The organism is Actinomadura latina NBRC 106108 (genome assembly GCF_001552195.1).
Classification (GTDB): Bacteria; Actinomycetota; Actinomycetes; order Streptosporangiales; family Streptosporangiaceae; genus Spirillospora; species Spirillospora latina.
Window position 1 is genome coordinate 260,198 of sequence record NZ_BCQS01000006.1, and the last position, 12,956, is coordinate 273,153.

Genomic DNA, 12,956 nt, shown 5'->3' on the forward strand with positions numbered 1-12,956 from the left:
GCGGTGAGTGGGGAACACGCGCTGGACGCCGTCCTGGCCGCGGCCGTCCTGGCGGGCGTGCTGGCGCTCGCCGTCCAGCGCCGCAGGCAGCTGCACTGGAAGGCGTCGGAGACGCTGGCGCAGCTCGGCCGCGCGGAGAAGGCCGTCCGGCTCATCGCCTCGCAGCGCGACGAGGCGGTCGCGGCGCAGAACCGGGCCGAGGTGCTGGGGACCGAAGCGCTCCGCGAACACCGCTCGCTGACCGAAGCCTGCTACGACCTGGCGAAGCGCTGGGAGTCGCTGCCCCGCGACGACACCGGCGCGTACGCCGAGCAGCTCCGCCGCGTCGTCCGGCTGCACAGCTGGGACCCGCGGTGAGACGCCGCTGAGAACGACGTCGTCCCCCGATGTGGGGGAGAGGGGGACGACCTTCGGGGGCGGGTCTCGGATGGGGGAGGAGATCCGCCGTCGCCGGCGGCCACGCCGGCCACCCGGGCGTGGCCGCCGGCCTTCCCTTCCCTCCTTTCCCTCCCCTTCCCCGACCTCCCATGGAGCGAGAGATGACCTTGCACGAACCCGAGATCGCGCCCGTCCCCGGGCGCTCGCGGGTGTGGACGGACCTGGCGCTCATCGTGTGCGTCATAGCGCTGGCCCTGCTCGGCGCGAGCGTGATCGGTGTCGAGATGTCCCGGCTGGCCGCGTCGCCGGGTCCCTGCCTGGCACCGCGCTGATATCGGCACAGAGAGAAACGAACGGTGGATTCAATGAGTCAAGACGTGCTGGGGACGACCGCCGCGGCGCCGGAGTACGCCGCGTCGATCCAGTGGGCGCCATGGTTGCAGCGGGGGTTCGGCGGCAAGCACCGCCGGCCGCGCCGCACCCTCGTCCAGGTGATCAAGGGCATGCCGCCGTTCCCGCGCCGGACGCTGAAGTACGCGGGCCCGGGGATGCCGATCATGCACGGCATGGACGTCGAGCACTGGCAGCGGCAGGCGTGCAAGAAGGGGTACGCGCTGCGCGTCGACGGCTGGTACGGGCCGCGGTCGAGCAAGGTCGCCAAGTCCGTGCAGGAGCGCGCGGGCCTGGCCGGCGACGGCGAGATCGACGCCTCGACGTGGGCGGCGACCTGGGAGTGACCCTCGCCAGGTGCGGCCGGCCCGCCGGCCCCGCGCGGAGGCCGCTGATCCCCTGGCCGGCCCGTTCGTTTCGGTCCCTCTTTCCGCGGTAGTAGACGCACGTGGAAGGGAGGGGCCGATGCGCGCGGGGACCGATGTGGAGGTCCGGGACGTCGCCGTCCACGCCTTCGAGGTGCAGACGGACGGGCCGGACGGGATGGAGGAGGACGGCACCCTCCAGTGGGATTCGACCACCATGGTCCTCGTCGAGGTGCGGGCCGGCGGGAAGACCGGGATCGGCTACACCTACGGGGACGTCTCGGTCGCGGCGTTCGTCCAGTCGAAGCTCGCGTCGATCGCGCGGGGCTCCGACGCCCTCGATCCGGCCGCGACGTGGGACCGGATGTTCGCCGCCATCCGCAACGCGGGACGTCCCGGCGTGGGTGCGATGGCGGTGTCCGCCGTCGACATCGCGCTGTGGGACCTGAAGGCGCGGCTGCTCGACCTCCCGCTGGTCAAGGTGCTTCCGGCCTTCCACGACCGGGTGCCCGTCTACGGCAGCGGCGGCTTCACGAACTACCCGCTGGACCGGCTCACCGCCCAGCTCGGCGGCTGGGTCGAGCAGGGCATCCCCCGCGTCAAGTTGAAGATCTCGCGGCACCAGGACGAGGACCCGCAGCGGCTCACCGCCGTCCGGGAGGCGATCGGCGCCGGGCCGCAGCTGTTCACCGACGCCAACGGGGCGCTGACCCGCAAGGAGGCGCTGTACTGGGCGCGGCGCCTCGGCGACGAGTGGGACGTGCGCTGGTTCGAGGAGCCGGTGCCCTCCGACGACACGACCGGGCTGCGCCTCGTCCGCGAGGAGGGGCCGGGACGGACCGAGATCGCCGCCGGCGAGTACGGGTTCGTGCTGACGGACTTCGCCGGCCTGCTGGCGGGGCCGTCGGTCGACTGCCTGCAGGCCGACGTCACCCGCTGCGGCGGCATCACCGGCCTCCTGCAGATCGCCGGGCTGTCGGCGGCGCGGCAGGTCGACCTGTCGGCGCACTGCGCGCCCGCGGTGTCCGCGCACGCGTTCTGCGCGGTGAAGCGGCTCCGCCACCTGGAGTACTTCCACGACCACGTCCGCGTGGAGCACCTGCTCTTCGACGGGAACCTCAGCCCGGTGGACGGCGCGCTCCGCCCCGCCGCCGACCGTCCCGGCCTCGGCCTGGACGTCAGGTGGGACGACGCGGAGCCGTGCCGGGTGTACGGGGCCCGCCCGGCCTAGCGGCCCGCTCGGACGGGTCCGGAGAACGACCGACGATCGGAGACGACGTACATGGCGAAGACGCATGTGGCCGAGACGCGGCAGGTGCCGGCGAAGACGGCTCCCTCGGTTCCCGGGCCGCCGCGCGGCCGGCAGGTGGTCCAGGTCCGGAAGCTGGCCCGCGCGCTGGAGAAGGCCGTCGAAGGGGAGGTCCGCTTCGACAGCGGATCGAAGGCCATGTACGCCAACGACGCGTCGAACTTCCGGCAGGTGCCGATCGGCGTCGTGATCCCGAAGACGCTGGACGACGTGGTGGCCGTCCACCGGATCTGCGCGGAGTACGGCGCGCCGGTGCTGAACCGGGGCGGCGGGACGAGCCTGTCCGGCGAGACCGTCAACTACGCGGTCGTCGTCGACCACTCGAAGTACCTGACGCGGATCGGCGAGTTCGACGAGGAGAACCGGCGGGTCACCTGCGAGCCCGGCGTCATCAACGAGGAGCTCAACCGGCACACCGGCAAGAAGAACCTGGTGTTCGGGCCGGACCCGTCCTCGCACTCCCGGTGCGTGATCGGCGGCAACATCGGCAACAACTCGTGCGGGATCCACTCCGTCCAGTCGCAGCTTTACGGGCCGGGGCCGCGCACGTCCGACAACGTCCACGCCCTTGAGGTCGTCACCTACGGCGGCGACCGGTTCTGGGTGGGGGTGGACGAGGAGGAGGACCTCGACGACATCATCGCCGCGGGCGGCCGCAAGGGCGAGATCTACGCGGCGCTGCGCGACCTGCGGAACCGGTACGCCGACGCCATCCGGGCCGGGTTCCCGTCGGTGGAGGAGATGCCGCGCCGCGTGTCCGGGTTCAACCTGGACGAACTGCTCCCCGAGAAGGGGTTCAACGTCGCCCGCGCCCTGTGCGGCACCGAGAGCACCTGCGCGACGGCGCTGCAGGCGGTGCTCCTGCTCACTCCGGCGCTGCTGCAGCGGACCCTCGTCGTCATCGAGTACGACGACATCGCCGACGCCGCCGAGCACACCGGCGAGATCATTGAGAGGTTCCGGCCGATCGGGCTGGAGGCCCTCGACGACCAGCTCATCCAGGACCAGCGGCAGCAGGGCAAGAACATCTCCGACATCGAGGAGCTGCCCCTCCAGGACGGCGGCGCCTGGCTGCTCGTCCAGATGGGCGCGGACACCGAGGAGGACTCGGTCGCCCAGGCCCGGAGCCTGGTCGACTGGCTCGTCGGCGAGAAGGGGTACGCCCCCGAGCGGATCGTCACCGCCAAGAGCGAGCAGGAGGGCGGCGCGAGCGCGGACCTGTGGAAGATCCGCGAGGCCGGCCTCGGCTCCACCGCGTTCCCGCCGGGCAAGGACCACTGGCCGGGCTGGGAGGACTCGGCGGTCCCGCCGTCCAAGACGGGACCGTACGTCCGCGCGCTGCGCCGCGTGATGGCCAAGCACGGCATCGACGGCGCCATGTACGGGCACCTCGGGCAGGGCTGCATCCACTCCCGGATGAGCTTCGACCTGCGCAGCTCCGAAGGCATCGCCACCTACCGGCGATTCATGGAGGACGCCGCCGACCTCGTCACCTCCTACGGCGGGTCGGTGTCCGGCGAGCACGGGGACGGGCAGCAGCGCGGCGAGCTGCTCGAACGCCAGTACGGCCCGGAGCTGATCCGGGCGATGCGCGAGTTCAAGCGCATCTGGGACCCCGAGGGCAAGATGAACCCCGGCAAGGTCATCGACGCCTACCGGCTGGACGAGGACCTGCGGCTGGGCGCCGACTACAACCCGCCGCGCCCCGAGGTGAAGTTCGCCTACAAGCAGGACGGCGGCGACTTCGCGCACGCCGCGCTGCGCTGCGTCGGCGTCGGGGAGTGCCGCGTCCCGCGGGCCGAGAGCACCATGTGCCCGAGCTACCAGGTGACCCGCGAGGAGAAGCACACCACGCGCGGACGCGCCCGGCTCCTGTTCGAGATGCTGCAGGGCGAGGTCATCACCGACGGCTGGCAGTCCAAGGAGGTCGCCGAGTCCCTCGACCTCTGCCTGGCCTGCAAGGGCTGTACGAACGACTGCCCGGTCAACGTCGACATCCCGACGTACAAGGCCGAGTTCCTGTACCACCACTACAAGTCGGCGCGGCGGTGGCGGCCCCGGTACGCGTACGCGTTCGGGTTCATCGACCAGGCGTCCCGGCTCGCGGCCCGGATGCCGGAGGTCGCGAACCTCGCCACCCACACGCCCGGCCTCGCCCGGCTGGCGAAGCTCGCCGCCGGCATCGACCGCAGGCGCCCGCTGCCGCGCTTCGCGCCGATGACGCTGCAGCGGTGGTTCCGCGAGCGCGGCGGGACGGCGAACCCGCACGGGCGGCCGGTCGTCCTGTTCCCCGACACGTTCAACAACCACTTCCACACCGACGTCGGCGTGGCGTGCGTCGAGGCGATCGAGGCCGCCGGCTGGAAGGTGGTCATGCCGGAGACGCACGTGTGCTGCGGCCGGCCGCTCTACGACTACGGCTTCCTCGACATGGCCGAGCGCTACCTGCACAACGTGCTGGACGCGCTGCGCCCGTACGTCCGGGCCGGGACACCGGTCGTCGGCATGGAGCCGAGCTGCCTCGCCGTCTTCAAGGACGAGCTGACCAAGCTCCTCCCGCACGACGACGACGCCGCCCGGCTCGCGGCGCACGCGCACCACTTCGCCGAGTTCTTCCAGACCTACGACATCACGCCGCCGCGGCTGCCGGGCGGCGGCAAGGCGCTGCTGTGGGGGCACTGCCACCACCGCGCCACCGGCGGCGTCGACCCGGAGAAGAAGGTCCTGGAGCAGATGGGGCTGGAGACCGAGAGCCTCAAGGGCGGCTGCTGCGGCCTCGCCGGGTCCTGGGGGTTCGAGAACGGCAAGTACGACATCTCGATGGACTGCGGCGAGCAGGCGCTGCTGCCCGCCGTCCGGGACGCCGGCGCCGGCACGGCCATCGTCGCCAACGGCTTCTCCTGCAAGACCCAGATCGAGGACGCCAAGACCGGGCGGCGCGCCCTGCACATCGCGCAGCTCATGCAGCTCGCCCGCGAGAGCGGCGGCCCGGTGGACGGCAGGCCGGAGAAGGCGCGGCGCACGAGGAAGCCGGCTCCGCCGCTGTCCCGGCGCGCCGCCCGCGTCGGCGCGGTCGTCGGGGCGGGCGCCGCCACGGCGGCGGGGATCGGCCTCGTCCTGCGGCGGCCCGGAACGCCCTGCGGGTGACCACGTCGAATTCTTGAACCACGCACGAGTGGTGTCGAACGTCGCCCCGTTCAAACCCCGCGGCCGGTCAGCACTCGGTGTCGTCCCGGTCTTCCCGGCCATACCGGCGGTCAATGCGAATGGCCTTCGGCGGTAGATGCGGCCTTCACGTACTGGCGTCGCGCACTTACCGGGGCTGTTGCCGGTTGCTATACAGAGAGTAGCCGATTCCGCGCAAGGTTGTTCTGTGCGGTGAAAAGGCCATGCGCATTTCGCATGCCGCCGGGGGAGGTTTGTATCACGTGACCGGCTTCGAGTACGCGCGGGCGGTCGCCGACGCTGTCCTCTACGAGGGCTACCTGCTCTATCCGTACCGGCGCTCGTCCGGCAAGAACCGCGTGCGCTGGCAGTTCGGCGTGCTGGTGCCGCCCGCGTGGGCGGAGGCGCAGGGCCTGGACGACACCGGTGTCGCGGGCTCGGCCGAGGCTCCGTGGCAGCAGGCCGAATGCCTCATCGAGGCGCCGGAAGGCGCCACCGTCCACTTCCGGGTCCGCTTTCTGCAGCTTCAGGAAAAGGCGGTGGAGAAGCGGACCTCCGGCGGCGGCCATAAGCCGGTCGACTCGCTGGACACCGGCGAGCGCGTGGAATTCTCTTTCGAAGAGGCCGTCCCACGGGAATTCGACTTCCAGGTTCGCCTCGGAGATGTGCTGGAGGGCGAGCGGCGGTTCCCCGTCCAGGTCCCCGGCGGCGAGGAGACCGAACCGGTCCTGGACGGCGCGGGCGGCGCCCTCGGCCGCGTGGTGCGGCGGCGGTGGCCGCTGACGGCGTCGGTCACCGTGTCGGCGGCCCGGTGCGGCACCCCGCACCCGCTCGACCGGATCCGGGTGCGCGTCGGCAACGCCGGCACCGGCACGCCCGCCGCCGCGTCCCGCGAGGAGGCGCTGCGCGGCTCGCTGCTGGCCTGCCACGTGCTGCTGCGGACGGACGGCGGCTCCTTCGTCTCGCTGCTCGACCCGCCCGAGTGGGCGCGGCGCGCGGTCAAGGAATGCGCGAACGTCCATGTCTTCCCCGTCCTGGCCGGGGCGGACGGCGAGCGCGACACGGTGCTGGCCTCGCCGATCCTGCTGTACGACCACCCGCGCGTCGCCCCGGAGAGCCCCGGCGACCTGCACGACGCGACGGAGATCGACGAGATCCTGTCGCTGCGCACGCTGACGCTGACCGAGGCCGAGAAGCGGGAGGCGCGCGGCACCGACGCGCGCGCCGCCGCGATCCTGGACCGGACCGAGTCGATGCCGCGGGAGGTGTTCTCCCGCCTGCACGGCGCGGTCCGCTCCCTGGCGCCGGTGGCCGCCGCGGCGCCGGGGGACGGCGGTGCGCCGCCCGACCCCGACAGCGTCGTGGTGGCGGGCGTGGCGGTGGCCAAGGGAAGCCGGGTCCGGCTGCGGCCGCGGACGCGCGGCACCGATCCCCAGGACAGGTTCCTGGACGGCCGGACCGCCCGCGTCGAGGCCGTCCTGACGGACGTGGACGACGCCACGCACCTGGCCGTCACCGTCGAGGACGATCCGGCCGCCGAGCTCAACCAGTGGTACGGCCGCTTCCGCTACTTCGCCCCGGACGAGGTCGAGCCCCTCGCGGACGGGGACGCCGGATGAGCCCCCGGGTGCTGGTGGCCGGCATCGGCAACGTCTTCCTCGGCGACGACGGGTTCGGCGTCGAGGTGGCCCGCCGGATGGCCGGCGCCGACCTCCCGGAGAACGTGGACGTCGCCGACTACGGCATCCGCGGCGTCCATCTGGCCTACGAGCTGCTGAACGGCCGGTACGGCGTCCTGATCATGGTGGACGCGGTGCCGGTGGAGGGGGAGCCCGGCACCCTCGCCGTCATCGAGGTGGACGCGGCGGCCGTGGACGACATCGTCGCCGGCCTGGACCCGTCCGACCCGCTGACCCCGCCCGCCGTGGACGGGCACGGCATGCACCCCATGGCCGTGCTCCGCCTGCTGCGGCAGTTCGGCGGCGAGGTGGGCCGCGTCCTCGTGGTGGGCTGCCGGCCGGCGGTCGTGGACGAGGGCATGGAGCTGTCCGAGCCCGTGCGCGCCGTGCTGGACGAGGCGGTCGCGCTGGTGGCGGACCTGGCCCGGGACGAGGCGGGCACGCCGCCGAAGAGCACGCCTTCAAGAAGCACGCCTTCAGAAAGCACGCCTTCAAAGAGCACGGGGGTGGAGAGCACACATGCATGAGCTGGGAATGTGCGAGGGCATCGTCGAGGCGGCCCTCCGGCGGGCGGACGGCCGCCCGGTCCGGGGGATGCGGGTCCGCGTCGGCGGCCACCCGGTCGACCCCGAGGTGATCGAGCAGGGGGTCCGGGTGGCCGCGCTGGGCACCCTCGCCGAGGGGGCCGGCATCGACCTGGTGCTGGAGCCGCTGTCGGTGCGCTGCGCCGGCTGCGGCGCGGAGACGCCGGTGGACTCGGCGATGGCGCTCGCCGCCTGCCCGGCCTGCGGCGCCGTGGACGTGCAGGCCGCCGGCCACGAGGACGTCGTGCTGGAGTCGATCACCGTGGACGCGCCGGTGCCGGAAAGCCGCTAGAGGAGGGACACGCCATGACCGAGGGGAAGGGTTTCGACGAGATCCACATCCTGTGGATCTCCGAGGGCATGAGCTGCGACGGCGACACCGTGTCGGTGACGGCGTCGAGCCAGCCGGCGATCGAGGACGTGGTCACCGGCCTCATCCCGGGCCTGCCGAAGGTGCACCTGCACAACAAGGTGCTGTCGCCGACCGTCGGCGGCGAGGAGTTCCTGGCCCCGTTCCGGGCGGCGGCGCGCGGCGAGCTGGAGCCGTTCATCTTCGTGCTGGAGGGCTCGGTCCCGAACGAGAAGATCAACGGGGACGGCTACTGGTCGTCGTTCGGCAACGACCCGGACACCGGCGAGCCGCTCACGCTGAACTGGTGGATCGACCGGCTGGCGCCGAAGGCGTGGGCGGTCGTCGCCGCGGGCACGTGCGCCGCCTACGGCGGCATCCACGCGATGGCGGGCAACCCGACGGGCTGCATGGGCCTCGCGGACTACCTCGGCTGGGACTTCACGTCGGCGGGCGGGCTGCCGATCGTGAACGTCCCCGGCTGCCCGGTGCAGCCCGAGAACTTCATGGAGACGCTGACCTGGGTGCTCTACCACGCGGCCGGGTCCGCGCCCCCGCCGCCGCTGGACGACAAGCTGCGCCCGCAGTGGATGTTCGGCAAGACGGTGCACGAGGGCTGCGACCGCGCCGCCTACTACGAGCAGGCCGACTTCGCGAAGGACTACAACTCGCCGAAGTGCCAGGTGAAGGTCGGCTGCTGGGGCCCGGTCGTCAACTGCAACGTGCCGAAGCGCGGCTGGATGGGCGGCATCGGCGGCTGCCCGAACGTGGGCGGCATCTGCATCGGCTGCACGATGCCGGGCTTCCCGGACAAGTTCATGCCGTTCATGGACGCCCCGCCCGGCGGCAGCATGTCCTCGATGATGATCAAGCCGTACGGGGCGTTCATCCGGCGGATGCGCGGGATCACCAACGCCACCGTCAACGAGGAGCCGAAGTGGCACCACAACCGTGAGCTGCTGACCAGCGGCTACAACCCGCGCTACCGGCCGTAGCGGGAGGGTCCGGCCCGCGCGAGACGACCACAGGAGAGGACGGCACGAATGGCAACGACCGAGCAGATGCCCGCCGGGGCGAAACCGGGGCAGCTCGTGGAGATGTCGTGGGACCCGATCACCCGCATCATCGGCAACCTCGGCATCTACACCAAGATCGACTTCGCGAACCGGAAGGTCGCCGAGTGCCACAGCACGTCGTCGCTCTTCCGCGGCTACTCGGTGTTCATGAAGGGCAAGGACCCGCGGGACGCCGGGTTCATCACGAGCCGCATCTGCGGGATCTGCGGCGACAACCACACCACCTGCTCGGTGTACGCGCAGAACATGGCGTACGGCATCAAGAACCCGCCGCTGGCGGAGTGGATCCTCAACCTCGGCGAGGCCGCCGAGTACATGTTCGACCACACGATCTTCCAGGACAACCTCGTCTTCGTGGACTTCTGCGAGGCGATGGTGAAGGACACGAACCCGAGCGTCCTGAAGAAGGCGAGGAACACGCAGGCGCCGAACGCGGGCGTCCACGGGTACCGGACGATCGCCGACATCATGGCGGCGTTCAACCCGTTCGAGGGCGCCGTCTACAAGGAGGCGCTGCAGGTCAGCCGCACCACGCGGGAGATGTTCTGCCTGATGGAGGGCAGGCACGTCCACCCGTCGACCGTCTATCCGGGCGGTGTGGGGACGATGCCGACCCCGACGGTGTTCACCGACTACCTGTCCCGGCTGATGCGCATCGTCGACTTCGTCAAGAAGGCCGTCGCGATGAACGACGACGTCTTCGACTTCTTCTACGAGGCGCTGCCCGGCTACGAGGAGGTCGGCCGCCGGCGCGTCCTGCTCGGCTGCTGGGGCGCGTTCCAGGACCCGGACGTCTGCGACTACAAGTACGAGAACATGGACCGCTGGGGCAAGGCGATGTACGTCACCCCCGGCATCGTCGTCGACGGCAAGCTCCTCACGAACAACCTGGTCGACATCAACCTCGGCATCCGCATCCTGCTGGGCAGCTCCTTCTACGACGACTGGGTGAACGAGGAGCCGTTCGTCACCCACGACCCGCTCGGCAACCCCGTCGACATGCGGCACCCGTGGAACCAGACGACGCTGCCCGTCCCGCAGAAGCGCGACTTCGACGACAAGTACAGCTGGGTGATGAGCCCGCGCTGGTTCGACCCGGCCACGCAGCAGCACCTGGCCCTGGACACCGGCGGCGGCCCGTTCGCGCGGCTGTACACGACGGCGCTCGCGAACATCGTCGACACGCCGTACGTGAAGTCGACCGGCTCCAGCGTGAAGATCTCGCTGCCGAAGGGCGAGAGCCTGCCGGAGACGACGCTCGAATGGCGGATCCCGCAGTGGTCGAACGCCATCGAGCGCGACCGGGCCCGGGTGTACTTCGTGGCGTACGCGGCGGCGATGGCGGTGTACTTCCTGGAGAAGGGCCTCGGCCTCGTCCGGTCCGGAGACACGAAGGTCTTCGAGGACTTCGAGGTACCGGACGAGGCCATCGGGTGCGGCTTCCACGAGGCGGTGCGCGGCGTGCTGTCCCACCACCTCGTCATCAAGGACAAGAAGATCGCGAACTACCACCCGTACCCGCCGACGCCGTGGAACGGCAGCCCGCGCGACAGCTACGGCACGCCCGGCCCGTACGAGGACGCCGTCCAGGACATGCCGATCTTCGAGGAGAACGGCCCGGACGACTTCCGGGGCGTCGACATCATGCGGGCCGTGCGCAGCTTCGACCCGTGCCTGCCGTGCGGCGTGCACATGTACCTCGGCAAGGGCCGCGAGCTGAAGAAGCTGCACTCGCCGATGTTCGGGGCGACCCATGGGTGAGCCGGCGCCGGACCCGCTGCCGGACGGCGGGCGGGACGGCCCGCGGCGGCTCGGCCCGGCGGCGGTCGCCGACCGGCTGGGCGGGCTCGACGCGGCGCTCGGCACGCTGGAGCGGACGCCCGGCGCGACCGCCGAGACCGCGATGGCCGCCGTCTCCATGCTGACCGAGGTGTACGGGGAGGCGCTCGCGCGCGTCATGGACCGCGTCTCGGGGCAGCGGCGGCTCGTCGAGGACCTCATGGACGACGAACTCCTCGGCCACCTGCTGATCCTGCACGGCATCCACCCGGAGACCGCCGAGCAGCGGGTCGTCCGCGCCCTGGACGCCCTGCGGCGGCAGGGGGCCGGCGCCGAGTTCGCGGGGATGGACGGGGCGACCGTGCGGGTCAGGCAGGCGGGAGGCTGCGGCTGCGGCGCCGGGCGGGCGAAGGAGACCGTCCGGGAGGCCGTGCTCGCCGCGGCCCCGGAGATCGCGGAGGTCGAGTTCGTCGAGCCGCCGGCGAAGCCCGCCGCCTTCGTCCCGGTGGACGCGCTCATGCGGCCGCCGGTCCCGGCGGGGGACGGGACGCCATGACCGCGGGGGCCTTCGAACGCCTGGTGAAGCGGGTGTCCGCCGGGGGGCCGGAGGCGGCCGACGCGTGCGGGCTGTGCTCCGCGCCCGTCGGCGACGACCACGCGCACGTCCTCGACGAGCAGAGCGGGGAGCCGCTGTGCGCGTGCCGCGCCTGCGCCCTGCTGTTCGAGAAGGACGGGGCGGGGCAGGGCCACTTCCGGCTCGTCCCCGACCGCCGGATCAGGCTCACCGGCGTCCGGACCGCCGACCTCGGCATCCCGGTCGGGCTCGCGTTCTTCGTGGCCGGGCCGGACGGAGCCGTGGTGGCCCGCTACCCGAGCCCGGCCGGCGCGACCGCGTGGACCGTGGACCCGGACGTCTGGACGGCCGCGACGTCCGGGTGCCCGGAGCTGGCGTCGCTGCGCCCCGGGTCCGAGGCGCTCCTCGTCAGCACCGTCAAGGGCGCCCCCGACGATGGTGGCGAGCAGTGGCTGGTGCCGATCGACGACTGCTACCGGCTCGTCGCGATCATCCGCGAAGCGTGGACGGGCCTGTCCGGGGGAGACCGCGTCTGGACCGAGATCGAGGCGTTCTTCGGCCGCCTCGGCCTCGCCGAGCAGAACCAGGAGGGATGACCATGGCGGAGATCCGGGTGGGGAGGCCCGACGTGAAGCCGGACACACCGTCGCACGTCAAGGGCGTCCACCAGGGCAACAAGACCGGCGCCTACCGGCACGAGGCCGGACACCACATGGACGGCACCGCCGACGCGCGGCGGTCGACCGGGATCCGCCCGAAGAGGCGGAACCCGATCCTGGCGGTCATGCCCAACCTGCCGCCCGGCTGACGCCGGCGCGGTGCACCGAGAGAAGGGGGAGGAGCACGGTGAAGAGAGAGATGAAGGTGGAGAAGCAGCGGCGGGGCCTGTGGATGGCGCTCGGCTCGATGGCCGCCATCGGGACGCTCGCGCTGTTCTGGAAGGAGTTCCCGGCGATGGTCCGCTACTACAAGATCGAGCGCATGTGACCGGGAAGGACGGTACGGCGGATGTGCCTCGGCATTCCCGGTGAGATCGTCGAGCTGTCGGCCGAGCGCGGCGACCTCGCGAAGGTCGAGGTCGCCGGCGTCCGGCGGGCCGTCAACATCGGCCTGCTCGGACGGGACGCGCTGGCTCCCGGCGACTGGGTCCTGGTGCACGTCGGGTTCGCCATGTCGAAGATCGACGAGGCGGAGGCCGCGGCCACCCTGGAGCTGCTGCGGGGCCTCGGCCAGGCCTACACCGAGGAGCTCGACGCGCTCGCCGCATCCGACATCACCTGAGCACCACACCACCTGATGGCCACATCA

At 71.9% G+C, this 12,956-nt stretch carries 15 protein-coding genes; all 15 read left to right on the plus strand.

Annotation, left to right across the window (positions count from 1 at the left end; all coding sequences use genetic code 11):
• Window positions 1-3 precede the first annotated feature (3 nt).
• The 15 genes from AL2_RS11830 (at window position 4) to AL2_RS11890 (ending at window position 12,929) form a co-directional block, all read left to right on the plus strand.
• On the plus strand, window positions 4-357 hold the full coding sequence (locus tag AL2_RS11830) for a hypothetical protein (protein WP_067632992.1): 354 nt from the start codon (window positions 4-6) through the stop codon (window positions 355-357).
• A 182-nt stretch (window positions 358-539) separates the two neighbouring features.
• Window positions 540-710 (plus strand): hypothetical protein, encoded by a 171-nt coding sequence (locus AL2_RS37375; protein ID WP_157438108.1) that lies wholly within the window; start codon window positions 540-542, stop codon window positions 708-710.
• A gap of 33 nt (window positions 711-743) precedes the next feature.
• Entirely contained in the window at window positions 744-1,115 is a 372-nt protein-coding gene (locus AL2_RS11835; protein ID WP_083946424.1) for a peptidoglycan-binding domain-containing protein, read from the plus strand.
• Between the two features lie 118 nt (window positions 1,116-1,233).
• Window positions 1,234-2,364, plus strand: coding sequence for an enolase C-terminal domain-like protein (locus tag AL2_RS11840; protein ID WP_067632996.1), 1,131 nt, complete (start codon window positions 1,234-1,236; stop codon window positions 2,362-2,364).
• Between the two features lie 51 nt (window positions 2,365-2,415).
• The gene (locus tag AL2_RS11845) at window positions 2,416-5,589 is read left to right on the plus strand and encodes an FAD-binding and (Fe-S)-binding domain-containing protein (protein WP_067632998.1); all 3,174 of its coding nucleotides are present in this window, start codon (window positions 2,416-2,418) and stop codon (window positions 5,587-5,589) included.
• Window positions 5,590-5,870: 281 nt separating this feature from the next.
• Window positions 5,871-7,226: a hypothetical protein gene (locus tag AL2_RS11850; protein ID WP_245666560.1), complete on the plus strand. Its 1,356-nt coding sequence runs from the start codon at window positions 5,871-5,873 to the stop codon at window positions 7,224-7,226.
• Window positions 7,223-7,813: a hydrogenase maturation protease gene (locus tag AL2_RS11855; protein WP_067633002.1), complete on the plus strand. Its 591-nt coding sequence runs from the start codon at window positions 7,223-7,225 to the stop codon at window positions 7,811-7,813. Before AL2_RS11850 ends, AL2_RS11855 begins: the two co-directional genes overlap by 4 nt.
• Window positions 7,806-8,162 (plus strand): hydrogenase maturation nickel metallochaperone HypA/HybF, encoded by a 357-nt coding sequence (locus tag AL2_RS11860; RefSeq protein WP_067633003.1) that lies wholly within the window; start codon window positions 7,806-7,808, stop codon window positions 8,160-8,162. Before AL2_RS11855 ends, AL2_RS11860 begins: the two co-directional genes overlap by 8 nt.
• 14 nt (window positions 8,163-8,176) lie before the next feature.
• Complete coding sequence (locus AL2_RS11865; RefSeq protein ID WP_067633004.1) at window positions 8,177-9,214, plus strand: NADH-quinone oxidoreductase subunit B family protein; 1,038 nt, start codon at window positions 8,177-8,179, stop codon at window positions 9,212-9,214.
• Between the two features lie 48 nt (window positions 9,215-9,262).
• Complete coding sequence (locus AL2_RS11870) at window positions 9,263-11,056, plus strand: nickel-dependent hydrogenase large subunit (protein WP_067633005.1); 1,794 nt, start codon at window positions 9,263-9,265, stop codon at window positions 11,054-11,056.
• The gene (locus AL2_RS11875; RefSeq protein WP_067633007.1) at window positions 11,049-11,630 is read left to right on the plus strand and encodes a NifU-related iron-sulfur-binding protein; all 582 of its coding nucleotides are present in this window, start codon (window positions 11,049-11,051) and stop codon (window positions 11,628-11,630) included. Before AL2_RS11870 ends, AL2_RS11875 begins: the two co-directional genes overlap by 8 nt.
• Entirely contained in the window at window positions 11,627-12,244 is a 618-nt protein-coding gene (locus AL2_RS11880; protein WP_067633009.1) for a DUF5947 family protein, read from the plus strand. Before AL2_RS11875 ends, AL2_RS11880 begins: the two co-directional genes overlap by 4 nt.
• A 2-nt stretch (window positions 12,245-12,246) precedes the next feature.
• Window positions 12,247-12,456 (plus strand): hypothetical protein, encoded by a 210-nt coding sequence (locus AL2_RS11885; protein ID WP_067633010.1) that lies wholly within the window; start codon window positions 12,247-12,249, stop codon window positions 12,454-12,456.
• Between the two features lie 38 nt (window positions 12,457-12,494).
• The gene (locus AL2_RS37380) at window positions 12,495-12,635 is read left to right on the plus strand and encodes a hypothetical protein (RefSeq protein WP_157438109.1); all 141 of its coding nucleotides are present in this window, start codon (window positions 12,495-12,497) and stop codon (window positions 12,633-12,635) included.
• 21 nt (window positions 12,636-12,656) lie between these two features.
• The gene (locus AL2_RS11890) at window positions 12,657-12,929 is read left to right on the plus strand and encodes a HypC/HybG/HupF family hydrogenase formation chaperone (protein WP_067633012.1); all 273 of its coding nucleotides are present in this window, start codon (window positions 12,657-12,659) and stop codon (window positions 12,927-12,929) included.
• Window positions 12,930-12,956 lie beyond the last annotated feature (27 nt).